A 22,350-nucleotide genomic window follows, 5' to 3' on the forward strand; every position below is an offset into this window, starting at 1 on the left:
GCCCCTGTACGTCCCGAACCCAGGAACCCCCGCCGTCTCGAACACATGCACCGACAGGCCCCCCGGCGTCGTCCGGTGCTCGGCCAGCCGCATCCCGGCCGGTGCGCCGCCGTCCGGGAAGAGGCGGCGGCCCTGGCCGACCACGACCGGGGCGATCACGAGCCGCAGTGTGTCGATCAGCCCGGCGGCCAGCAGGGACTGGGCGAGCCGGGCGCTGCCGTGGACCTGGAGCTCCCGGCCGGGCCGCCGCTTCAGCTCCGCCACCTGGGCGGGGACGTCGCCGGAGAGGATCGTGGTCGGGTCCCAGCCGGCCGTGGTCAGGGTGTGGGAGGCGACGTACTTCGGCAGGCCGTTCATGATCCCGGCGAGGGGATGGTCGGTCATCGCCGGCCAGTCCCGGGCGAAGTTCTGGTACGTACGCCGCCCGAACAGCAGCGCGTCCGCCTCCCCGAGCCAGCTGCCGGCCAGCCGCTCGAACTCCTCGTCCAGATGCGGCACGAACCAGCCGCCCCGCTCGAAACCGTCGCTGGTGTCCTCGTCCGGGGCGCCCGGCCCCTGGGAGACACCGTCGAGCGACAGAAACTCCTGCACCACCAGCTTCATCAGGACCACTCTCTTCTCGTTCGTCGTCACCGGTCCTTCCGACCCCGGGGGACGCGGAAACTCATCGGTGGGCCGGCCGTCCGGGGAACCGCGCGGTTCCCCGGACGGTGAGACCGGACGGTGAGAAGCGTCAGTCCTGGCGCACGATGCTGTCGCTGTCAGTCCTGGCGGAATGATGCCGTCGCTGTCAGTCCTGGCGGAACGACGCTGTCGCTGTCAGTCCTGGCGGACGATGTTCTTGCCCGGGCCCCCGGAGAGCGTGTCCGCGCCCGGCCCGCCGTACAGCTCGTCGTCGCCGCTGTTCCCCCAGATCCGGTCGGCGCCGCCGTTCCCGTGCAGGATGTCGTTGCCCCTGCCGCCGTACATCTCGTCGTCGCCGGCCCCGCCGTAGACCGTGTCGTCACCGTCGTCGGCTCGCATGACCTGGTCGCCCGCGCCGCCGCGGAGGACGTCGTCGCCCGCGCCGCCGTCCACGATCTCGCCGTCGATGCCGGCGTAGAGGGTGTCGTCGCCGTCACCGCCGCCGGCGTATCCCAGCGCGCCCACCCTGATGATGTCGTCGCCCGCCCCGCCCAGGGCGGAACTGCCGTCGACTCGGTCGCCGGTGGCGCCGGTCCACGTGTCGTTGCCGTCGCCCAGCTCGATCCTGTTGAAGTAGTAGACCTGGTCGGTGGCGTTGTGGAAGGAGGCGGTGTCGGCGCCGTCGGCGAGGTCCATCTCCATGGAGCTGACCGGGGACTGGCTCTCGGGGGCCTCGACCGTGCAGGAGATCTTGGTGGTGTCCGCGCTGTCGGGGTGGCTGCAACCGTTCCCGGCGTCGATCGGGACGACGTCGTCGATGACGTAGGTGAACTGTGAGCGGTCGCCGGTGAACGACTGCGTGATGGCCACCTTGTTGGCCTGCCCGGAGGCGGCCGTGTAGGTGAGCTGCCAGCCGTACTCGTTCACCGCGGCGGTGGCCGTCGGCTCCGCGGCACCGGCCGGGCCGGCCAGGGCGATCGGAACGGCCAGAACTGTGCCGAGAACCGGCGCCAGAACCGATGAGGTGCGTAACAGGCGGCGGCTGACGAGGCGAGAGGGCATTGCATACCTCCGTGAGGGGTGGTGGATCCTTTCGCATGGTTGTGACCTGTGGGGCATGTGCCCGGTTGTCCGCCGAGCCGGATTCGTCAGCCTTTTCACTGCGCGGACAGTGCGCGCTACCTGCGATTTCCTATCGCGTTCACCTGCCTGTCGCGCTCCCGGGCTCGATGGATGCGGGGACTCGCGCGCCTCGAACGGTTGAGCGGGAAGCGGTAATGATTCGGTAAAAGTCCCCAATCGGGAAATGGAACCCACCCCTCCGGTGTTGGAGCCCCTGGAGGGCACGTCCGCCCTGCCCAGGCATGCCCGGAGCGAGGAGGAACGCCACGTGAGCCAGTACATCGGCAGGCTCGGGCGGCGCTCCGCGTCCGCGCCCGCACGCCTCCGGCTGCACCGCAGGCCCCGCCGGGTCGCCATGCTCTCCGTGCACACCTCCCCGCTCCACCAGCCGGGCACCGGCGACGCCGGCGGCATGAACGTCTACATCGTGGAGCTCGCGCAGCGCCTCGCCGCGATCAACATCGAGGTCGAGATCTTCACGCGCGCGACCTCGGCCGCCCTCCCGCCGACCGTCGAGCTGGCCCCCGGCGTCCTCGTCCGGCATGTCGACGCCGGCCCCTACGAGGGCCTCAACAAGGAGGACCTCCCCGCCCAGCTGTGCGCCTTCACCCACGGCGTGATGCAGGCCTGGGCCGGCCACCGCCCCGGCTACTACGACCTGGTCCACTCCCACTACTGGCTCTCCGGCCACGTCGGCTGGCTGGCCGCGCAGCGCTGGGGCGTCCCCCTGGTGCACGCCATGCACACCATGGCCAAGGTCAAGAACGCCAACCTGGCCGACGGCGACACCCCCGAACCGGCCGCCCGCGTCATCGGTGAGACCCAGATCGTCGGCGCCGCCGACCGCCTCATCGCCAACACCACCGAAGAGGCCGACGAACTCGTACGGCACTACGCGGCCGACACCGACAAGGTCGCCGTGGTCCACCCGGGCGTGAACCTCAGCCGCTTCTCGCCCGCCGACGGCCGCGCCGCCGCCCGGGCCCGTCTCGGCCTGCCCCAGGACGCGCTGATCCCGCTCTTCGCGGGCCGCATCCAGCCCCTGAAGGCCCCCGACGTGCTGCTGCGCGCCGTCGCCGTCCTCCTCGACGAGCGCCCCGAACTGCGTTCGTGCATCCTCGTCCCCGTCGTCGGCGGCCCCAGCGGCAGCGGCCTGGCCAAGCCGGAGGGCCTCCAGAAGCTGGCCGCACGCCTCGGCATCGCGGACGTCGTACGGTTCCACCCGCCGGTCGGCCAGGACCAGCTGGCGGACTGGTTCCGCGCCGCTTCCGTCCTGGTCATGCCCTCCTACAGCGAGTCGTTCGGCTTGGTCGCCATAGAGGCCCAGGCGGCGGGCACCCCGGTGCTGGCGGCATCGGTCGGCGGCCTGCCGGTCGCCGTGCGCGACGGCCACACCGGCTTCCTGGTACGCGGCCACAACCCCGCCGACTACGCGCGCGTGCTGCGCGACTTCGCCGACGATCCGCAGTTGTCGCCCCGGCTCGGCGGGCAGGCCGCCCGCCACGCCCAGTCCTTCGGCTGGGACACCGCGGCCGCCACCACGGCGGACGTCTACACGGCCGCGATGCAGGAACACCGCCGTCGCGTACGCTCGCAGCATGGGTGAAACCGATCTGGAACAGCGTGCGGCACAGGTCGTCGAGGGAGTGCTGAAGGACGCCGACCTGGAGTGGGAGAGCCCCGAACCCGGCACCTACGTGGCGCAGCTCCCCGGCACCCGCAAGCTCAAGACGACCGTCTCCCTGATCGTCGGCCGCCACTCCCTCTCGCTCAACGCCTTCGTCATCCGCCACCCCGACGAGAACGAGCAGGGCGTTCACCGCTGGCTCCTGGAACGCAACCTCAAGCTGTACGGCGTGAGTTACGCCGTCGACCGGCACGGCGACGTCTACGTCACCGGCCGGCTCTCCCTGTCCGCCGTCACGGCCGACGAGATCGACCGCCTGCTCGGCCAGGTCCTGGAGGCCTCCGACGGCAGCTTCAACACCCTCCTGGAGCTCGGCTTCGCCTCGGCGATCCGCAAGGAGTACGAGTGGCGGGTGTCCCGCGGGGAGTCGACACGCAACCTGGACGCGTTCGCGCACCTGACACAGCGCCCGGAGCGCTGATTCAGCCCAGGCCCGGAGCGCTGATTCAGCCCAGGCCCGGAGCGCTGGTTCACCCGGCCCGGTAACGCCCCGGCGGCACACCCACCAGCTTCCGGAAGTGCCGGGTGAGGTGGGACTGGTCGTAGAACCCGGTCTCGGCCGCCACCTCTCCCGGTGACCGCCCTTCGAGCAGCAGCCGCCGGGCGCGGCCCACGCGCAGGGACGTCAGGTACTGGTGCGGTGCGATGACGTAGGCAGTGCTGAACGCCCGCACGAGATGGGCGGGATGGGCCCCCACGAGCCCGGCGGCCTCGCGCAGCCCGATGCCCTCGACGACCCGCTCGTCCAGCAACTCCCGCAGCCGCCGCGCGAGGACGGGATCCGCCGGCCGGGGCTTGTCGCTGTCGCCCCGCAGATGGCCGCGCAACCGCTCCCCGACGAACATCAGCCTGCTCTCGGCCTCCAGTTCCTCACCGGGCCGCAGCAGCGCGCCGTGCACCTGCCCCACGCGCCTGCGCAGCAGCGGATCGCGCAGATCGGGGCGGTCGACGGCGGCCCCGATCAACTCGTCCCCGAGATACGTCCCGTCGAGGTACAGCACCCGCTTGCGGAAGCCGTCCCGGGTGACGGGGGAGCCGTTGTGCGGAACATGCGGCGGCAGCAGCGACACGGTGTCGTGCGGGGTGCCGTGCTCATGCCGGTCGAGGTCGTACCGTACGGCGCCGGTGTCGACGATCAGCAGCGTCCAGGCGTCGTGGACATGCATCGGGTACGCGTACTCGGTGAAGCGGGCGTGGAAGACCTCGACGACACCGGGCACGGCGGGCCGCCAGGCGGAGACGATCCGGGCGGGCTGGGAAGCCATGCAAAGAACGTACAAGACCCCGGTGAGGACCGCCGGGCACGCTCGCATCATGAACACGCACACCGAACCGGCTCCCGAGCCGATCCGCTTCGACACGAAGATCGCCGTGCTGCTGCGCGCGGACCTCGAGCCCTGGCAGCGCCTCAACGTGACGTCGTTCCTGGTCAGCGGTCTGGGAACGCAGCTCCCCGAGGTGATCGGCGAACCGTACGAGGACGCGGACGGCGTGCCCTACCTGCCGATGTTCCGCCAGCCGGTGATGGTCTTCGAGGCCACGAAGGAAACCCTGACCACGGCCCACACCCGCGCCCTCTCCCGCTCCCTGCCCCGGGCGGTCTTCACCTCTGACCTCTTCGCGACGGGCAACGACCGCGACAACCGCGCGGCCGTACGGTCGGTGCCGACGGCGGACCTGGATCTGGTCGGCCTCGCGGTCTACGGCCCGAAGAACGCGGTGGACAAGGTGGTGAAGGGGGCGCGGATGCACCCGTGAGGCGGGGCGTGGCCGCAAGGCGTGAGGTGGGACGTGACCACCTTGAGGCGGGACGTGGCCTGCCCGGCGACCAAAGTCGCGGACGCCTAGACCAACGGCTGACGACAGCGCATGCCCCGCCCGACGAGACTCGCCTCATGGAGGACGCGAGGAACGTTCGAATGGGGAAGAAGCGGGTGCCGCAGGCGGGGGCGGGCAAGGACACGGAACTGGCCGAGTCGGCCTGGGTGATCACACTCTTCTGCGTGGCCTGCGGCGCCGGCATCGGCGCCGTGCTCCCGCTCCTCGCCCGCTTGCTGCTGAAGCTGCCGTGGGCACCGCTGGAGGGCCCGGCCGAACTGCTGACTTCGATCCCGGAACCCGCCCTGACCCTCGGCACGGTCGCGGTCGGCGCACTCGGCGGTCTGCTGCTGGGCCTCAGCGCGGTGCACGAGTCGCTGTCGGTCCGCGTCTGCGACACCCACCTGGCGCTGACCATCAGGGACAGCACGCAGGAGTTCACCCGCGAGGAGATCGCGGTGCTGTGCAGGGACGGCAAACAACTCGTGATGCTGGCCCCCGACGGCAGGGAACTGGCCCGGGAGCACTGCGGCCTGCCCTGGCAACGCCTGGCCGACACCCTCGCCGAGCACGGCTACCGCTGGGCGGAGGAGGACCCGTACCGCGCCGAGTTCCGCCGCTGGGTCCCCGGCACCCCGGGGCTCCCGGAGGGCGCGGACGCCCTGCTCAGGGCCCGCGCCCAGGCCTTGAAAAGCGACGACGACGCCAAGGACGCCCGTGAGCTGCGCCGCGAGCTGCTGCGGCTCGGCGTGGTCGTACGGGACGAGGAGAAGCGGCAGTACTGGCGGCCGGCCCGCCAGAACTGAGCAGCCGCAGCGCTCACGGAGTACAGGCCTCGGCGATCGACAGGCTGTTCTCGTAGAGGTGGTGCCGGGTGATCCGGCCGTCCTCGACGGTGAGGCGCAGCGCGAACGGCCCCTCGAAGGATTTCCCCGTCGCCCGTACGGTCCCCGACACGTGCCCCATGAGCACGGCGTCGGCGCCGTCGACGAGAAAGGCGTCGAGGGAGGCGCGGGCGTCCTCGGGGACGGTGTGCTCCATCAACTCCGTGAACTGCGCGGCGCATTCGGCGGCGGTGGACCGGGGCCGGATCCACGGGACACCCGGGTTCTCGGCGAGCACCCAGTCGACCTCGTCGGCGAACAGCTCGACGAGCCGCTCGGTGTCCCCGGCGAGCCGGGCGGCGAGGAACTCCTGCACGACGGCCCGGGTGGACTCGGCGACGGAAACCGGCTTCACGGGGCTGGACTTGACGGACATGGCACTCTCCTCGCGACTGCGGCCAGCCGGATCCCGGACGGGTTTCGTGGGAACGCGTCCGATCCTGCCGGGGAAGGGCGAGGCCGGTCGATTACCCGAGGGGTAATGCCCGAGGAGTAGTTGTCGTCACTGCCCGACCCGGCCGTCGATCAGCTCACGCAGGAGATCGGCGTGCCCGCAGTGACGCGCGTACTCCCCGACATGCGCCACCAGGACGTCACGGAGCTGGAGCTGCCCGCCGGGCTCGGCCCCGTAGTCGGAGTACGCGGCGTTCAGGGTGGCGAGGTCGGTGACACCGGCCAGATACCGGTCGGTGAGCTCCACATCGGCCCGCCACTGCCGCCACGCCGCTTCCACCACCGCCGGGTCAGCGACCGCACCGTTGAAGTCACCGTCCCGGTCCTCCTCGGTGCGGTACAGCTTCGGCGCGTCCTCCCCGGCCATCACCCGCCGGAAGTGCCGCTCGTCCTCGGTCAGGTGCCGCACCAGCCCGAGCAACGACATCGTGGACGGTGCCGCCGACCGCCGGGCCATCTGCTCCGCGTCCAGCCCCGCGCACTTCATTTCCAAGGTGAGGCGATAGTGACGGAGGCTCTCCAGCAACGCGCTGCGCTCATCGACGACTTCGAGCTCCCCGGCCTCACGCGGGTCGTCGTCCGGATCCACCCACATGTCGGGATAGACGGTCGCCCGCGTCCATCGACTCACCGCTGGTTCACCGATGTGCTCATCCGAGGCCATGGGGGGATGGTGGACGATGCGGGAAGGGTTCCGCCACTGAAATATCGGAGGCTCCAGGCCAGTCGGGGACACGTTGCTTGGACGAGTTCGCGGTGCTTCACGGCCGTAGGTGCGTCCTCGTCATGTTCCGAACGCATCCAGCAGGTGGTCATCAAGGTCAGCCACCCAGTCCTCTCCCCGCCAAGGCCGTAGTTCTCTCCGGGCTTGGCGAAGGCGGATGGCGGGGACTCGGCCGCCGGTGCTGGATGCTGCGGATACGCAGTCGTGCAGCAGGTCGGTCGCCGCGCGTGGGTCGCCGAGGCGGATTCGGGCCAGCGCCTGGTCCGTGGTGACGATCGCCCGTTGGACTTGCTCACGGGGTGCGGCCAGGGCTTGTGCCGATCGTTCGAACCGGTCGTGGGCCACGTGGGCGTCGCCGATGTGCAGTTCGCATACACCCTCGAAGCCTCGGAGGTGCCCGGGTGAGAAAGACGCGGGTGCCGGATCCTCGACCTGCTCGGTCTGCATGTCGTACCAGGCAAGGTCGAGTGCGTCCTGCGCTTGGCGTTTGTGCCCTGCACGGGCCTCCAGTTCCGCCTGGAGTGCGTGCGCGCGGGCCCGTACTCGTGTGCTCTCGCCTGTACGGGCCGACCAGACCGCATGCTGGACCAGGCGGCGGGCGTCGGCGAGCCCCGTCGAATAGAGGGTGACGAGGGCATGGCTCATGTGGACACTGGCCTGCTGCCAGGGCAGGGCGAGAAGCCGTGCCTGCTGTGCGGCTTCCATGTAGAGGGCGCGGGAAGCGGTGTCGTCCCGTGTCTCGAACGCGAGACGCCCGGCCAACGTGCACGCTGCCACCGCAACTTCCCGCAGTCGCGGCACGAGTGGCTCTGGCACCGGGCCGGCAAGCAGGCGCCGCGTGGCTTCGACCGCCGGGGTGAGCAGCAGTTGCAGCCGGACCATCGGCAAGGAGCCGACCTCGGCGTTGACTTCGGTGACGACGGAAGCGAGCCCTGCGGTGGTCTCCTCGTCCGCGTGCGCGGGCGCCTCGATGGCTGTGCTGAGCCTGGTCTGGATACCGGGCGAGAGAAGAGCGAGCATTCCCCCGCCCGTGTCGGTCGCGGTGCGAAGGACGAGGGTGCGTAACTCGGCGATACGACGCTCGCTCTCTCCGAGCAGCCCGAGCGCATGGAGATATTCGGCGAAATCGCTGCCCGCACCGAGCGCGAGGCAGCCCGCAGGGGAGCGGGCGTACACGTGGGCGAGCAGCAGTTGGTACCGCTCGTCCGGCATTACGGGTTTCGCCGCCTCCCAACGGGCGACGGACCGCTGAACGCTGGTCACGGCAGGCAGGGGCGGCTGGTGCAGGTCCTCGGCCAGGGTGATGAGCGCTCGTGCGAGGCCTGCCAGAGACAGGCCGCGCCGCTGGCGCAGTCTCTTCATCGTGGCCGCCCCGGCCGCTCGGTCCTCCATACGGCCCATGGTGGGGGAGCGGGCGCCTACACGGGCACGATCAGGCGCGGTTTCCCCATTTCGGCTGCGTACGTGAGGGTCTGCCAGGTACCGCTGGTCGGCTCGTCCTGGTGTGGGAACCCGATCGTCATGCTGGTGCGGTCGACCAGCCACCGGTTCCGGGCATGGTAGGCGGCTGTCTTCAGCTCACGGGCTCCCAGCTCCACGATCTCTGTGATCCGCTCCCGGCAGTGGGTGATTGCCTCCCGGGCGTCGGCGGGCTGCTGGTCGACAGTGCTGGGTACGACGACGGTGATATCGGCGGCGGTGTCGTCGGCGAGCCAGAGTAGCGACAGGGAGTCGATCCCGCGTGCGCCACCGATGTAGAAGTGAGCGTCGTCGGCGAACGGCCCCAGATAGTCGTGGAAGAGGTCCGCGTAATGGCCGCGGCTCCGGTGCCCAGTGTTCCGCGTACCTGTGATCGCCACCGCTCGCATGATCAGCTCCGTGTCATAGGTTGTCATATCCCGCCCGCGTTGCGGCCATTGAAATCTTGAGCACGTGAACACCAACGATCTGCAACGACTCAGCGGCTACCTGAACGAGCACGGCCTCCGGGTAACTGCGGACGAGAACGACATGCGGCTGCACGTGAGCAATCCTCTCAACAGCCGCCTCTCTGAGGAGATCGTTCTCGCCGGCGACCGGTACGTCACCTCCTTCGCGCACGAGATCGGCGAGCGCGGAGGGGAACAGGAATGCGCGAAACGCATCGCGCGGATGCTTGCCGTCGGCGCCGCTGCCGTGCGGGAGGGCTCAGCGTGACCGGCGGTATGCAGGGGACAGCGGCTTACGCACGGCCGGACAAGGAGTCGGTGGTCGGCGCATGGCTTCTCACCGCTGCCGACAACCCTGACGAGAGTGGTCTTGAGTGGCAGGGAGAGGGCCGGATGACCCAGCTGCGCTGCGGGGTGCTGTTCGCGGCCATCAGCGTTCCAGGGAAGCTCGTACGAGCGACAGCGGAGGCCTGGAAGCCGGAGCAGGTCGACGCGTTCCTGGCCGAGGCCCTGCACGGGGGCCCCGTGATCTACCACCGGACGGATCACTACTACGTCCTGACCCCTCCCAGTGTCGCCGGAAGGTGGCAGACACCACCCAATGCCTACGCCAGGTACGGAGGTCGGCGCCTCAGCTGCCTGGGTGACGACCGATACCTCGGCGTCCCCGCACTCGGCGAGAGCGACCCGTGCACCGCCTTCATCACCTACTGGTCCGTGCCCGTGGCGGCCCCTGGCAGGCTGTGCGACCCGATCACCGTCCTACGAGTCTTCAACGTCGGCGATTACCTCTGCGGCGAGGCATCAGCATGACCCCGCCCGTCGACACCCTTGAGGACCGTCTCAGTCGCTGGGCCAGGGTGCTCGATCCCCGGGAACGCGCGGCGGTTACCGCACTCCTGGAGGAACGCACCCTCCTGGTCCGCCAGGACTTCCGCCGGCTCGTCATCATCGACGACCAGGAGACAGGCACCGCCTGCTGCGACTGGGCACTGCTGTGCCAGAACCTCTACCGCAACGCCATCGGCGCAGGCGATCGCGCGTTTCTCGAGTTGGTGCTGTCTTTGGCCTGTCACCATCGGACCAATTTGGGTGGCCGACTTGCGGACCTCAGCCGGGAACGCCAGGCGATCATCCTGCGGGCCATCGCCGGGGCGGCTGGGGACGACACGATTAACGTGAGCCCTCGCCTGTGAAGCCTCGACTGGCCTGAAAACGCCCCTACCTGCGTGAGAACACGCAGGTAGGGGGTGTTTAGGTGTCGCGTTACTTCTTCTTGCCCTGGTTCTTGACCGCCTCGATAGCCGCCGCAGCCGCGTCGGGGTCCAGGTACGTCCCGCCCGGGTTCACCGGCTTGAAGTCGGCGTCGAGTTCGTAGGACAGCGGGATGCCCGTCGGGATGTTGAGGCCCGCGATGTCCGCGTCGGAGATGCCGTCCAGGTGCTTGACCAGGGCGCGCAGGCTGTTGCCGTGGGCGGCGACCAGGACCGTGCGGCCGGTCAGCAGGTCGGGGACGATCGCGTCGAACCAGTACGGGAGCATGCGGACGACGACGTCCTTGAGGCACTCCGTCTGCGGGCGCAGCTCCGGCGGGAGCGTCGCGTAGCGCGGGTCGGAGAACTGGGAGTACTCGGCGTCGCGGTCCAGCGCCGGCGGCGGGGTGTCGTAGGAGCGGCGCCACAGCATGAACTGCTCCTCGCCGAACTCGGCGAGCGTCTGGGCCTTGTCCTTGCCCTGGAGGGCGCCGTAGTGGCGCTCGTTCAGGCGCCAGCTGCGGTGGACCGGGATCCAGAGGCGGTCGGCGGACTCCAGGGCGAGCTGCGCGGTGCGGATGGCGCGCTTCTGGAGGGACGTGTGCACGACGTCGGGGAGCAGGCCGGCGTCCTTCAGCAGCTCGCCGCCGCGCGTCGCCTCCTTCTCGCCCTTCGCGGTGAGGTTGACGTCCACCCAGCCGGTGAACAGGTTCTTCTCGTTCCACTCGCTCTCGCCGTGGCGGAGGAGGATCAGCTTGTACGGTGCGTCGGCCATGCCCCAGAGCGTAATCCACGCATTCGCCCGTTCGCGTGGCTGCCCGGCAGGCGGACGTTTGACGGGTTCTGTTAATTGAGTGGCCCCCGTCAATCGCGGCTTTGTAATTTGTGGCTGCCACCTGCGCCACTTACACCCGGCGTCACGCGTCACTTACAGCCTTGCGCCCTGGGGGATCCCATGCCGTCCATGCCGTACGCCCTGCGTGCCAGACGTGCCGTCCGGGAAACCGTCTCCGGACTGCCCCGCGAGTTCTGGTGGCTGTGGACCAGCACCCTCGTCAACCGGCTCGGCGCCTTCGTCGCCACCTTCATGGCGCTGTACCTGACACTCGACCGCGGCTACTCCGCCACGTACGCCGGTCTGGTCGCCGCCCTGCACGGGCTCGGCGGGGTGATCTCCTCGCTGGGCGGTGGCGTGATGACCGACCGGCTGGGGCGGCGGCCGACGCTGCTGATCGCGCAGGCCTCGACCGCCGTGTCCGTCGCGCTCCTCGGGTTCATGCACCACCCGGTGGCGATCGCCGGCGTCGCCTTCCTCGTCGGCATGGCCAGCAACGCGTCCCGGCCCGCCGTGCAGGCGATGATGGCGGACATCGTCCGGCCCGAGGACCGTATCCGCGCCTTCTCCCTCAACTACTGGGCCATCAACCTCGGCTTCGCCGTGTCCTCCATGGCGGCCGGGTTCATCGCCGAGGTCAGCTATCTCGCCGGGTTCCTGATCGAGGCGGGGATGACGATGGTCTGCGCGATCCTCGTCTTCCTGCGGCTGCCGGAGTCCAGGCCCGCCGAGACGGCGAAGACGGCCGGCGCCACTGAGAAGACCGTCGTGGCCTCCGAGAGGACGACCGCCGCCCTCGACAGCTCCGTCAGCCTCGGGACCGTACTGCGCGACGGGCGCTTCATGTGCGTCGTCGGGCTGTCCTTCCTCGTCGCGCTGATCTTCCAGCAGGGGTCGATCGGGCTGCCGGTGGCGATGGGCGAGGCCGGGTTCACGTCGGCCGAGTACGGCATGGCGATCGCCGTCAACGGCGTCCTGATCGTCGTGCTGCAGATCCCGGTCACGCGGTTCATCGAGCACCGCGACCCCCGCCGGCTGCTCGTCATCTCCTCGCTCCTCGCGGGGTACGGCTTCGGACTCACCGCCTTCGCGGGGTCGGTCGGCGTCATCGCCCTCACGGTGTGCGTGTGGACGCTGGCCGAGATCGTCAACGCGCCCACGCAGACGGGTCTCGTCGTACGGCTGTCCCCGCTCCACGGACGCGGGCGCTACCAGGGGATGTACACCATGTCCTGGTCCGTCGCCGGCCTGGTCGCCCCGCTGATGTCCGGCTTCGTCATCGACCGGTTCGGGGCGGAGTGGCTATGGGGGCTGTGCGCGGTGGTCGGGACGGTGGCCGGGCTCGGGTACGGGGCGTTGATGCGGCGGGTGCCGGAGGAGGAGCCGGCTGAGTTGGCTGAGCCGGCTGAACTGGCTGAGCCTGCTGCCGGTGCCCTGGGGCAGGTTCCGGAACGTTCCGCGTCAGGTCCCTGATTCGCGAGTCCCTGAGACCGGCTGGCCGACCGACCGACCGACCTACCCACCCGCCGACCGACCGACCGGCCGCACCGCTCACCTCACCGAACCATCAACGGCACCTCACTGAACAGCCAACGGCACCGGATGGATCTCGTCCGCCTTGTGCCCCGCGCGTTCGTGGATGCGCTGGACCGCTTCGGCCGACGGTGCCTCGGAGAGGCAGTAGACGAGGCCGGACTCCGGGTCCGCCCAGGCCGCCTCGAAGTGGACGCTCTCGTCCTTCTCTATGGCGAGGTCCGCGTTGTGTGCCTCGCGCAGCTGTTCTTCCGTGATGCCCTTCATGCTGTGGTGGACATCCATGAACTTGGCCATGACGTCGTGCCTCCTTCGCAGTGCCCGGCGGTACGCCAGCCAGTAGCGCAGTACCCGGCGGTACGCCAGAACAGCGGGCGTACCTCCATGGTCCGCCCGTCCGGGCACGGAGGCGACCACAACACCACAGGGCCCCGCGGCGAACCACCGGGGCCCTGCCGGCCGTACGAAGATGCCGGCGTCAGCCGCACTGGCAGGGGCTGCCCGACTGGCACCCGCAGCCGCAGCCCGAGCCGCAGCCGCACGCGGCGACCAGGGGCAGGCTCCTGATCTCCACGGGCTGCTCGGTCTCGCGCTCCTGCGTGGGGTCGGGCGTGGTGCTGGGGGATTCGGCCATGGGTCCCTCCTCAAGGCTGGTGCCTGTGCCCATTGGATGCCCGTACCGCTGGGCGCATCAACGGCGCACAGAGGCGCCCGCGCGCCCCGGCCGATCCCCGCCCGGCCCTTTCACGCCGGAGCAGGACCGGGCAGGACCAGGAAGGCCCAGGAAGGACCGAGCAAGACCGAGCAGGACCGAGCGTCAGGCGCTCTCCGACCCCGCCACCGCCTGGATCTCCGGCTGCGCGTCCGCCTGGAGCTCGTCCGCGTGCTCGCCCGTCACCAGGTACACCACCCGCTTGGCGACCGAGACCGCGTGGTCGGCGAACCGCTCGTAGTAGCGGCCGAGCAGCGTCACGTCCACGGCCGTCTCGATGCCGTGCTTCCACCGGTCGTCCATCAGGTGCTGGAAGAGGGTGCGGTGCAGCAGGTCCATCTCGTCGTCGTCCTGCTCCAGCTGGAGCGCCAGGTCGACGTCCTTGGTGATGATCACCTCGGCGGCCTTGGCCATCAGGCGCTGGGCGAGCTGGCCCATCTCCAGGATGGTGGCGTGCAGGTCGGTCGGGACCGCGCGGTCCGGGTAGCGCAGGCGCGCGAGCTTCGCCACGTGCTGGGCGAGGTCGCCCGAGCGCTCCAGGTCGGCCGACATGCGCAGCGACGTGACGACGATGCGCAGGTCCGTCGCCACCGGCTGCTGCCGCGCCAGCAGGGCTATGGCCCGGGCCTCCAGGTCGTGCTGGAGCTCGTCGACCTTCTGGTCGGCCTCGATGACGTTCTCGGCCAGCTTCAGGTCGGAGTCGAGCATGGCGGTGGTGGCGCGCCCGATCGCCGAGCCGACCAGCCGGGCCATCTCCACCAGACCGTCGCCGATCGAGTCCAGTTCCTCGTGGTACGCGTCCCGCATCAGGCTTCCCTCTCGTGCGTCTGTGTCGGGGGTTCAAGGGCCGGGGCCCATTCAAGGGCCGGAGCCCACCGAACAACCGGCGGTACGACCGTCGTATAACCAACGGTCCGAACCCCACGCTCCCACGTTCCGGCCCGTACGCGTCCGTTTCCGTCATCCCAAATGAACCAATACTGGCTCCAAGGTGAACTCTGGGCGACGAGTGTTCGAGCTCGCAGCCCGACGGCTGTGGTCCGTGGCCGACCCATGCCTAACCTGGGTGCATGGACGTGAACGCGGCGGTCGCCGCAGCGGCTGCGATCGCCGGGGTGCTCACCGGTGTCATCGCCATGCTGGCGTTCCGCTGGAGCGAGCGCGAACAGAAACGCCCCACACGGACCTCCCTGCACACGGACCCCGTGCTGCCGCCGGGCGTGGACACCGTCCTGTCGGTCCTCAGGTCCTCCGCCGTCGTGCTCGACGAGGCAGACGCCGTGGTCAAGGCCAGCTCGGCGGCGTACGCCCTCGGCCTGGTCCGCGGCGGCAAGCTCGCCGTCGAGCCGATGCTCCAGATGGCCCGGGACACCCGGCGCGACGGGGAGATACGCCAGGTCGAGCTGGACCTGCCGCGGCGCGGGACCGGACGCGGGGAGGCCCTGGCCGTCTCCGCGCGGGTCGCGCCGCTCGGCTCGCGGCTGGTGCTGCTGCTCGTGGAGGACCTCACCGAGGCCCGCCGGATCGAGGCGGTGCGGCGCGACTTCGTCGCCAACGTGAGCCATGAGCTGAAGACGCCCGTCGGCGCCCTCTCCCTGCTCTCCGAGGCCGTCATGGACGCCTCCGACGACCCCGAGGCCGTCGAGCGGTTCGCCGGGCGCATGCAGATCGAGGCCACCCGGCTCACCAGCCTGGTGCAGGAGCTCATCGACCTGTCGCGGGTGCAGAACGACGACCCGCTGGAGGACGCCGAGCCGGTGCGCGTCGACGAGCTCGTCGCCGAGGCCATCGACCGCTGCCGGCACCAGGCCGGCACCAAGCAGATCACCATGGCCGCGGGCGGCACCGCCGACCTGCATGTGTGGGGCAACCGCGGCCAGCTCGCCGCCGCCCTCGGCAACCTCGTCGAGAACGCGGTCAACTACTCGCCCGCCCGCACTCGCGTCGGCATAGCGGCCCGCAGGGTGAACGCGGCCGGCGGGGAACACATCGAGATCGCCGTCACCGACCAGGGCATCGGCATCTCCGACAAGGACAAGGAGCGCATCTTCGAGCGCTTCTACCGCGTCGACCCGGCCCGCTCCCGTGCCACCGGCGGTACGGGACTGGGGCTGGCGATCGTGAAGCACGTGGCCGCCTCGCACGGCGGGGAGGTCACGGTGTGGAGCGCCGAAGGCCAGGGCTCCACCTTCACCCTGCGGCTGCCGGAGGCCGGTGCGGCCCGCGACCGCGCACATCAGCAGCCCGCCCGATCAGCACGCGCAGGAGGCGCGGGCCTCGACGAAGAGGCCGGGCGGTCCACCCCCACATCCCCCGAATCAACCGCGTACGAAACGCTTCCTGCCCCGGAGGTCCTTCCGTGACCCGAGTGCTCGTCGTCGAGGACGAGGAGTCCTTCTCCGACGCCCTGTCGTACATGCTCCGCAAGGAGGGCTTCGAGGTCGCCGTCGCGACCACCGGGCCCGACGGACTCGACGAGTTCGAGCGCAACGGCGCCGACCTCGTCCTCCTCGACCTGATGCTGCCCGGCCTGCCGGGCACCGAGGTCTGCCGCCAGCTGCGCGGCCGCTCCAACGTCCCCGTCATCATGGTGACCGCCAAGGACAGTGAGATCGACAAGGTCGTCGGCCTGGAGATAGGAGCCGACGACTACGTCACCAAGCCCTTCTCCTCGCGCGAGCTGGTCGCCCGTATCCGGGCCGTGCTGCGCCGCAGAGGTGAGCCGGAGGAGGTCACTCCGGCCGCGCTGGAGGCCGGCCCCGTCCGTATGGACGTCGACCGGCACGTGGTCACCGTCGGCGGCACCAAGATCGACCTGCCGCTGAAGGAGTTCGACCTGCTGGAGATGCTGCTGCGCAACGCCGGCCGCGTGCTGACCCGCATGCAGCTCATCGACCGCGTCTGGGGTGCCGACTACGTCGGTGACACCAAGACCCTCGACGTCCACGTCAAGCGCCTGCGCGCCAAGATCGAGCCGGACCCGGGCGCCCCGCGCTACCTGGTGACGGTCCGCGGCCTGGGCTACAAGTTCGAGCCGTAGGCCGGCCGCGCACGACGAACGCGAAGGGCGGGACCTCCCGGGAGGTCCCGCCCTTTCGTACGACTGCCTCGCGCAGGCTCAGTGCCCGGCGCCCGCACCGGTCGAGGCGCTCGCGGACGCCGCGTCGGTCGGCGTGCCCGGCGACGCGTGGCCGCCCGGCGTCTCGCCCGCGGCGGGGCTCTCGGTGCCGGCCGGCGAACCGGAGGGGCTCCCCGACGGCGAACCGGACGGGGACGCCGAGCCGCCCGGTGCGGCCGGGACCTCGGCCGGGCCCCACTCGGTGAAGTGGTGCTCGGCGGGGACGACGAACGCGCGCAGGCTCACGTCACCGGTCCTGCTGAAGGTGAAGGTGACCTTCTGGGCGTTGCCGTCCTGGGCGGCCTCGCGGCCGCTCGGCAGCACGGCCGTGGCGTTGTCCTTGCCGCCCAGGACCAGGCTGCCGCCGGCCGGGATGCTCAGGCTGCCGCCCTTGGCGGGCTTGAGCTCGGCCTTCTCGCCGGTGCCGGGGAGGGTGATGGACTCCAGCGTCTCGGCGGTGCTGCCGGAGTTGAAGAAGGTGGCGGCGATCGCGGCCGGGCCGGTCGACTTGAGGTCGGGCTGCGTGATCACGATCGCGTTCTGGACCTTGATGTTGCCGACGCTCGTCGCCGCGTGGTCCGGCTGGATCTCGAGGGTCTGCGCGTTGTTGCCGGCACCGCACGCGGCGAGCGAGGCAACGGAGAACGCGATGGCGGCAGCGGCGAGGGCGCCGCGTCGAAGGCTGCTGCTCACGGCGGCGGCAACTCCTTGACTCGAGAGCGGAGCGGCCGATAAAGCCGCCCTAAGTGTCTGTCAGCGGGCCTTAGGTTACCGAGCCGTTCCCGCGCGGCCGCACCCGACCCCCCGGCGCCCGTGGCCTCGCTGAGAGCCACAGTGACTGCTGGGTCACATTGCGGGGTGCTCGTCCGGCATTCACATAAGAGCCTCGGGCGGCAGCGCGGATTTTCCGTGAAGGAATGTGCGGACCACCTGGGAATTGATCACCGGGGGGCTCGCCCGGACGCCCGGTGATCAATTCCGGATTCGACCGGAACCCGGCTCGGGCCGCCGAACGGAGTAGCGGAAGTCGATCATACGGAACCGGACATATGGGGATGTTCAGCCGCTTGGGGGAGGCTCCGGATGTGTGTAGCGTACGCGTTTCGCTCGGCCCGGAGAGCCGCTCCGACCTGCGAATACCTTCTTCCACTCCCTGTCCGAAGCACGTTCCTGTTGGACTTGTCAAGCCCCGAGATATGCCCTGACCTGCGAAAACGCCATTCAGAACCCGCAGTTTCCGTGTTACCCTGGATAGCCACGGAAGGGGTACCTGTCACATGACGTTCAAGGTTGGCGACACCGTGGTCTATCCCCATCACGGGGCCGCGCTGATCGAGGCTATCGAAACTCGCCAGATCAAAGGCGTGGACAAGACCTACTTGGTGCTGAAGGTCGCCCAGGGTGACCTGACAGTGCGTGTGCCAGCGGACAATGCGGAGTTCGTCGGCGTGCGTGATGTGGTCGGTCAGGACGGGCTGGACCGGGTCTTCGAGGTGCTGCGCGCGCCGTACGCCGAGGAGCCCACGAACTGGTCCCGTCGTTACAAGGCAAACCTGGAGAAGCTCGCCTCGGGCGATGTCATCAAGGTCGCGGAAGTGGTGCGTGACCTGTGGCGTCGTGAGCGTGAGCGCGGACTCTCCGCTGGTGAGAAGCGCATGCTCGCCAAGGCCCGCCAGATTCTGGTGAGCGAACTCGCTCTCGCGGAGAACACCAACGAGGACAAGGCCGAGGCCCTGCTCGACGAGGTTCTCGCCTCCTGAGGCGAAGCCTGTCGCTCAGCACTCTGCTTATCAACGCTGCACCATCGAAATGCCGCGGTGCCCGATGACGATTCCTTTGTCGCCGGGCGCTGCGGCATGTTCGTACTCGGACGCCGAATGCGCCGTCACCGCCGGATGTGTTATCACTCACGATCCGGTCCTTGGTGTGCCGGGCCCGGGCAGCCGGCTCGACCAGCTTCACGGAAGGGTCCGGTCGAGCGCGTCGCGCCCGGCACTCCTCCAGGCCATACCCACGCCAGGGCAACACACAAACCTGACAGGAACCGATGTCTGACGATTCGCGCCCTTCGCCGTCGGCCACCCCTTCGGCGGCCCGTACGGCGGCCGTGATCCCGGCCGCCGGCCGTGGTGTACGGCTCGGCCCGGGCGCCCCCAAGGCGCTCCGCGCGCTGGGCGGCACCCCCATGCTCATCCACGCGGTCCGCGCGATGGCCGCCTCCCGTGCCGTCTCGCTGGTCGTCGTCGTGGCCCCGCCCGAGGGCGCCGCCGAGGTCAAGTCGCTGCTCGACGCGCACGCGCTGCCCGAGCGGACCGACTTCCTCGTCGTACCGGGCGGGCAGACCCGCAAGGAGTCCGTGAAGCTCGGCCTGGACGCGCTGCCGGCCGGCCATGACATCGTGCTCGTGCACGACGCGGCCCGGCCGCTGGTGCCGGTGGACACGGTCGACGCGGTCATCGAGGCCGTACGCGAGGGCGCCCCGGCCGTGGTCCCGGCGCTGCCGCTCGCCGACACCGTCAAGCAGGTCGAGCCGGCCGGGACTCCCGGTGAGCCGGAACCGGTCGTCGCCACGCCGGACCGCGCACGGCTGCGGGCGGTGCAGACGCCGCAGGGCTTCGACCGGGCGACGCTGGTACGGGCGCACGAGACGGTCACCGGAGACGTCACCGACGACGCCGGCATGGTCGAGCAGCTCGGCCTCACGGTCGTGGCGGTGCCCGGCCACGAGGAGGCGTTCAAGGTCACCCGGCCCCTGGACCTGGTGCTCGCCGAGGCGGTCCTGGCCCGCAGGAGGCTCAACGATGGCTTCTGACGCGATGGCCGGGATGCCGCTGCCCCAGGTCGGCATCGGCACCGACATCCACGCCTTCGAGGAGGGCCGCGAGCTGTGGTGCGCCGGCCTGAAGTGGGAGGGCGAGGGCCCGGGCCTGGCCGGCCACTCGGACGCGGACGTCGTCGCGCACGCCGCGTGCAACGCGCTGTTCTCCGCGGCCGGCCTCGGAGACCTCGGACAGCACTTCGGCACGGGCCGCCCCGAGTGGTCGGGCGCGTCCGGCGTCACGCTGCTGACGGAGGCCGCCCGGATCGTGCGCGAGGCGGGCTTCCGCATCGGCAACATCGCCGTACAGGTCGTGGGCCCGAGGCCGAAGATCGGCAAACGGCGCGACGAGGCGCAGAAGCTCCTGTCGGAGGCGGTGGGAGCACCGGTGTCGGTGTCGGGCGCGACGACGGACGGCCTGGGCTTCCCGGGACGCGACGAGGGCCTCATGGCGGTGGCGACGGCGCTGGTCCTACGAGTCGGGTGAACGGCACTGCCCCACACACCCCCCACGGCCTACTACCCTGGTCCCGTGACTATTCGCCTGTACGACACCAGCGCCCGGCAGATCCGTGACTTCTCCCCGCTCAAGCCGGGTTGTGTCTCGATCTACCTGTGCGGTGCCACCGTGCAGGCGGCCCCGCACATCGGGCACATCCGGTCGGGTCTGAACTTCGACATCATGCGCCGCTGGTTCGAGTACCGCGGCTACGACGTCACGTTCGTGCGGAACGTGACGGACATCGACGACAAGATCATCATCAAGTCGGCGGAACAGGGCCGCCCCTGGTGGGCCATCGGCTACGAGAACGAGCGGGCGTTCAACGACGGCTACCACGCCCTCGGCTGCCTGCCGCCGTCCTACGAGCCGCGTGCCACGGGCCACATCACCGAGATGGTCGAGATGATGCGCGGCCTCATCGAGCGCGGGCACGCCTACGAGGCCGACGGCAACGTCTACTTCGACGTGCGCTCCTTCCCGGAGTACCTGGCGCTGTCCAACCAGGAGCTGGACAACCTCCAGCAGCCGTCCGGCGCCGGCGAGACCGGCAAGCGCGACCCGCGGGACTTCGCCATGTGGAAGGCGGCGAAGCCGGGGGAGCCCAGCTGGGAGACGCCGTGGGGCCGTGGCCGCCCGGGCTGGCACCTGGAGTGCTCGGCGATGGCGCACAAGTACCTCGGCACCGCTTTCGACATCCACGGCGGCGGCCTCGACCTGGTCTTCCCGCACCACGAGAACGAGATCGCCCAGGCCAAGGCCTACGGCGACGACTTCGCCCGGTACTGGGTGCACAACGCCTGGGTCACCATGAGCGGCGAGAAGATGTCGAAGTCGCTGGGCAACTCGGTCCTGGTCAGCGAGATGGTCAAGCGCTGGCGGCCCATCGTGCTGCGCTACTACCTCGGCACCCCGCACTACCGCTCGATGATCGAGTACAGCGAGGAGGCGCTGCGCGAGGCCGAGTCGGCGTTCGCGCGGATCGAGGGCTTCGTGCAGCGCGTGGTGGAGAAGGCCGGTGCCGTCGAGCCGGCCGCCGAGGTGCCGCTGGCCTTCGCCGAGGCGATGGACGACGACCTGGGCGTGCCGCAGGCGCTCGCCGTGGTGCACACCACCGTCCGGCAGGGCAACAGCGCGCTGGCGGCCGACGACAAGGAAGCCGCGGTGGCCCGGCTGGCCGAGGTCCGTGCCATGCTCGGCGTCCTCGGGCTCGACCCGCTCGACGCCCTCTGGGCCGGGGAGAGCGACCGCGGCGCCGATCTGCACGGCGTGGTCGACAGCCTCGTACGACTCGTGCTCGACCAGCGGGAGGCGGCCCGGGCCCGCAAGGACTGGACCACCGCGGACGCCATCCGCGACCAGTTGAGCCAGTCCGGTCTGGTCATCGAGGACAGCCCGCAGGGACCGCGCTGGAGCCTCGGCCCGCGCTGACCCGACCGCGATCCGGAAGATCGATTGTGCCGCCCGGGCCTCCGGGCGGCACACTTCATAGACGTAGTACGTCACCGCACCCACAGACAGGTAGGTCATGGCAGCCAACAACCGCCGCATGTCCGGCAAGAAGGGCGCGCAGGTCGGCAGTGGCGGCCAGCGGCGCAAGGGTTTGGAGGGCAAGGGCCCCACTCCGCCCGCCGAGATGCGCAAGGGACACAAGAAGAACCGTGTCGCCGGCGCCAAGGCGCGGCAGACAGCCCGCCGCCCCGCGCCCCGGGGCCGCGGCGGCAAGTCCACGTCCGAGCTGGTCGTCGGCCGCAACCCGGTCTACGAGGCGCTGCGCGACGGCGTGCCCGCTTCCACGCTGTACGTCCAGCAGTTCATCGACAACGACGAGCGCGTCCGTGAGGCACTCCAGCTCGCGGCCGAGCGCGGCGGCATCAACCTCATGGAGGCGCCGCGCCCCGAGCTCGACCGGATGACGAACGGGCTGAACCACCAGGGGCTCGTGCTCCAGGTCCCGCCGTACGAGTACGCCCACCCGCAGGACCTCGCCGACGCCGCCCTCGACGCCGGCGAGGACCCGCTGATCGTCGCGCTCGACGGTGTCACCGACCCGCGCAACCTGGGTGCGGTCGTCCGCTCCGTCTCCGCCTTCCGCGGGCACGGCGTCGTCGTACCCGAGCGGCGGGCCGCCGGGATGACGGCGGGTGCCTGGAAGACGTCCGCCGGTGCGGCCGCCCGTACGCCCGTCGCCCGCGCCACCAACCTGACGCGCGCGCTGGAGGCGTACAAGAAGGCCGGCATCGTGGTCGTCGGTCTGGCCGCCGACGGCGAGGTCGAAATCGGTGAACTGGAGGCCCTGGGCGGGCCCGTCGTCATCGTCGTCGGCAGCGAGGGCAAGGGGC

27 protein-coding genes are annotated in these 22,350 nt (G+C 70.3%); 15 read left to right on the top strand and 12 right to left on the bottom strand.

The annotated features are described in order from the left end of the window. Both CA983_RS19940 and CA983_RS19945 read right to left on the bottom strand, forming a co-directional pair. A partial coding sequence (locus CA983_RS19940; RefSeq protein WP_107500253.1) for a dihydrofolate reductase family protein occupies window positions 1-603 on the bottom strand: 603 nt, incomplete at its 3' end. A gap of 216 nt (window positions 604-819) precedes the next feature. Beyond that, window positions 820-1,686 (bottom strand): calcium-binding protein, encoded by an 867-nt coding sequence (locus CA983_RS19945; protein WP_086602264.1) that lies wholly within the window; start codon window positions 1,684-1,686, stop codon window positions 820-822. Between the two features lie 328 nt (window positions 1,687-2,014). Here CA983_RS19945 and mshA point away from each other — a divergent pair, with 328 nt between their 5' ends. Together mshA and CA983_RS19955 are read left to right on the top strand one after the other, a co-directional pair. Then, the gene (mshA, locus tag CA983_RS19950; RefSeq protein WP_208636995.1) at window positions 2,015-3,352 is read left to right on the top strand and encodes a D-inositol-3-phosphate glycosyltransferase; all 1,338 of its coding nucleotides are present in this window, start codon (window positions 2,015-2,017) and stop codon (window positions 3,350-3,352) included. Then, window positions 3,345-3,854: a type III secretion system chaperone family protein gene (locus CA983_RS19955; RefSeq protein WP_086602265.1), complete on the top strand. Its 510-nt coding sequence runs from the start codon at window positions 3,345-3,347 to the stop codon at window positions 3,852-3,854. Before mshA ends, CA983_RS19955 begins: the two co-directional genes overlap by 8 nt. Window positions 3,855-3,903: 49 nt before the next feature. On the opposite strand, the gene CA983_RS19960 is transcribed toward CA983_RS19955, so the two are convergent. Beyond that, entirely contained in the window at window positions 3,904-4,698 is a 795-nt protein-coding gene (locus CA983_RS19960) for a helix-turn-helix transcriptional regulator (RefSeq protein WP_086602266.1), read from the bottom strand. 49 nt (window positions 4,699-4,747) lie between these two features. Here CA983_RS19960 and CA983_RS19965 point away from each other — a divergent pair, with 49 nt between their 5' ends. Both CA983_RS19965 and CA983_RS19970 read left to right on the top strand, forming a co-directional pair. Next, window positions 4,748-5,191 (top strand): DUF2000 domain-containing protein, encoded by a 444-nt coding sequence (locus tag CA983_RS19965; RefSeq protein ID WP_086602267.1) that lies wholly within the window; start codon window positions 4,748-4,750, stop codon window positions 5,189-5,191. Between the two features lie 161 nt (window positions 5,192-5,352). Continuing rightward, entirely contained in the window at window positions 5,353-6,057 is a 705-nt protein-coding gene (locus CA983_RS19970; protein WP_086602268.1) for a YqeB family protein, read from the top strand. Window positions 6,058-6,070: 13 nt separating this feature from the next. Here the strand turns inward: CA983_RS19970 and CA983_RS19975 are convergent, their stop codons facing one another. From CA983_RS19975 to CA983_RS19990, 4 genes are all read right to left on the bottom strand, one after another. After that, entirely contained in the window at window positions 6,071-6,511 is a 441-nt protein-coding gene (locus CA983_RS19975) for a nuclear transport factor 2 family protein (RefSeq protein ID WP_086602269.1), read from the bottom strand. A 126-nt stretch (window positions 6,512-6,637) separates the two neighbouring features. Continuing rightward, window positions 6,638-7,252 (bottom strand): DinB family protein, encoded by a 615-nt coding sequence (locus tag CA983_RS19980; protein WP_086602270.1) that lies wholly within the window; start codon window positions 7,250-7,252, stop codon window positions 6,638-6,640. A 120-nt stretch (window positions 7,253-7,372) separates the two neighbouring features. After that, window positions 7,373-8,704: an NsdA family TPR-like regulatory protein gene (locus tag CA983_RS19985; RefSeq protein ID WP_208636993.1), complete on the bottom strand. Its 1,332-nt coding sequence runs from the start codon at window positions 8,702-8,704 to the stop codon at window positions 7,373-7,375. Window positions 8,705-8,730: 26 nt separating this feature from the next. Continuing rightward, on the bottom strand, window positions 8,731-9,180 hold the full coding sequence (locus CA983_RS19990) for a hypothetical protein (RefSeq protein ID WP_208636994.1): 450 nt from the start codon (window positions 9,178-9,180) through the stop codon (window positions 8,731-8,733). Between the two features lie 64 nt (window positions 9,181-9,244). Here CA983_RS19990 and CA983_RS19995 point away from each other — a divergent pair, with 64 nt between their 5' ends. The 3 genes from CA983_RS19995 (at window position 9,245) to CA983_RS20005 (ending at window position 10,436) form a co-directional block, all read left to right on the top strand. Continuing rightward, the gene (locus CA983_RS19995) at window positions 9,245-9,508 is read left to right on the top strand and encodes a hypothetical protein (RefSeq protein WP_086602272.1); all 264 of its coding nucleotides are present in this window, start codon (window positions 9,245-9,247) and stop codon (window positions 9,506-9,508) included. A gap of 125 nt (window positions 9,509-9,633) precedes the next feature. Next, window positions 9,634-10,053, top strand: coding sequence for a hypothetical protein (locus CA983_RS20000; protein WP_143645512.1), 420 nt, complete (start codon window positions 9,634-9,636; stop codon window positions 10,051-10,053). Further along, window positions 10,050-10,436, top strand: coding sequence for a hypothetical protein (locus CA983_RS20005; protein ID WP_086602274.1), 387 nt, complete (start codon window positions 10,050-10,052; stop codon window positions 10,434-10,436). Before CA983_RS20000 ends, CA983_RS20005 begins: the two co-directional genes overlap by 4 nt. A gap of 70 nt (window positions 10,437-10,506) precedes the next feature. On the opposite strand, the gene CA983_RS20010 is transcribed toward CA983_RS20005, so the two are convergent. Further along, window positions 10,507-11,268, bottom strand: a complete 762-nt coding sequence (locus CA983_RS20010; RefSeq protein ID WP_020271854.1) for a phosphoglyceromutase — start codon at window positions 11,266-11,268, stop codon at window positions 10,507-10,509. Between the two features lie 189 nt (window positions 11,269-11,457). Here CA983_RS20010 and CA983_RS20015 point away from each other — a divergent pair, with 189 nt between their 5' ends. Further along, on the top strand, window positions 11,458-12,801 hold the full coding sequence (locus CA983_RS20015) for an MDR family MFS transporter (protein ID WP_086602287.1): 1,344 nt from the start codon (window positions 11,458-11,460) through the stop codon (window positions 12,799-12,801). A 105-nt stretch (window positions 12,802-12,906) separates the two neighbouring features. Here CA983_RS20015 and CA983_RS20020 read toward each other — a convergent pair whose 3' ends face one another. From CA983_RS20020 to phoU, 3 genes are all read right to left on the bottom strand, one after another. Further along, entirely contained in the window at window positions 12,907-13,158 is a 252-nt protein-coding gene (locus tag CA983_RS20020; protein ID WP_086602275.1) for an SCO4226 family nickel-binding protein, read from the bottom strand. A gap of 181 nt (window positions 13,159-13,339) precedes the next feature. Next, window positions 13,340-13,495 carry a hypothetical protein gene (locus CA983_RS46760; RefSeq protein WP_167407414.1) on the bottom strand — a complete coding sequence of 52 codons (156 nt, stop codon included), beginning with the start codon at window positions 13,493-13,495 and terminating at the stop codon, window positions 13,340-13,342. Window positions 13,496-13,678: 183 nt separating this feature from the next. Then, a complete protein-coding gene (gene phoU, locus CA983_RS20030; RefSeq protein WP_086602277.1) occupies window positions 13,679-14,380 on the bottom strand; it encodes a phosphate signaling complex protein PhoU in 702 nt (233 codons plus the stop codon). A 263-nt stretch (window positions 14,381-14,643) separates the two neighbouring features. On the opposite strand from phoU, the gene phoR reads away from it, so the two are divergent. Together phoR and phoP are read left to right on the top strand one after the other, a co-directional pair. After that, window positions 14,644-15,936: a two-component system sensor histidine kinase PhoR gene (gene phoR / locus CA983_RS20035; RefSeq protein WP_086602278.1), complete on the top strand. Its 1,293-nt coding sequence runs from the start codon at window positions 14,644-14,646 to the stop codon at window positions 15,934-15,936. Further along, window positions 15,933-16,613: a two-component system response regulator PhoP gene (phoP, locus tag CA983_RS20040; protein WP_030243122.1), complete on the top strand. Its 681-nt coding sequence runs from the start codon at window positions 15,933-15,935 to the stop codon at window positions 16,611-16,613. The genes phoR and phoP overlap by 4 nt, the downstream gene beginning before the upstream one ends. Window positions 16,614-16,691: 78 nt before the next feature. Here the strand turns inward: phoP and CA983_RS20045 are convergent, their stop codons facing one another. Beyond that, complete coding sequence (locus CA983_RS20045; protein ID WP_086602279.1) at window positions 16,692-17,384, bottom strand: copper chaperone PCu(A)C domain-containing protein; 693 nt, start codon at window positions 17,382-17,384, stop codon at window positions 16,692-16,694. A 584-nt stretch (window positions 17,385-17,968) separates the two neighbouring features. On the opposite strand from CA983_RS20045, the gene CA983_RS20055 reads away from it, so the two are divergent. From CA983_RS20055 to CA983_RS20075, 5 genes are all read left to right on the top strand, one after another. Continuing rightward, entirely contained in the window at window positions 17,969-18,451 is a 483-nt protein-coding gene (locus tag CA983_RS20055) for a CarD family transcriptional regulator (protein WP_003953493.1), read from the top strand. A gap of 287 nt (window positions 18,452-18,738) precedes the next feature. Continuing rightward, entirely contained in the window at window positions 18,739-19,503 is a 765-nt protein-coding gene (gene ispD, locus CA983_RS20060; protein ID WP_086602281.1) for a 2-C-methyl-D-erythritol 4-phosphate cytidylyltransferase, read from the top strand. Next, complete coding sequence (gene ispF, locus CA983_RS20065) at window positions 19,493-19,996, top strand: 2-C-methyl-D-erythritol 2,4-cyclodiphosphate synthase (protein WP_086602282.1); 504 nt, start codon at window positions 19,493-19,495, stop codon at window positions 19,994-19,996. Before ispD ends, ispF begins: the two co-directional genes overlap by 11 nt. Before the next feature lie 45 nt (window positions 19,997-20,041). Next, window positions 20,042-21,439 carry a cysteine--tRNA ligase gene (gene cysS, locus CA983_RS20070; protein WP_086602283.1) on the top strand — a complete coding sequence of 466 codons (1,398 nt, stop codon included), beginning with the start codon at window positions 20,042-20,044 and terminating at the stop codon, window positions 21,437-21,439. 97 nt (window positions 21,440-21,536) lie between these two features. Next, on the top strand, window positions 21,537-22,350 hold an 814-nt coding region (locus CA983_RS20075), incomplete at its 3' end, for a TrmH family RNA methyltransferase (RefSeq protein ID WP_086602284.1).

The organism is Streptomyces swartbergensis (assembly GCF_002148965.1).
Classification (GTDB): Bacteria; Actinomycetota; Actinomycetes; order Streptomycetales; family Streptomycetaceae; genus Streptomyces; species Streptomyces swartbergensis.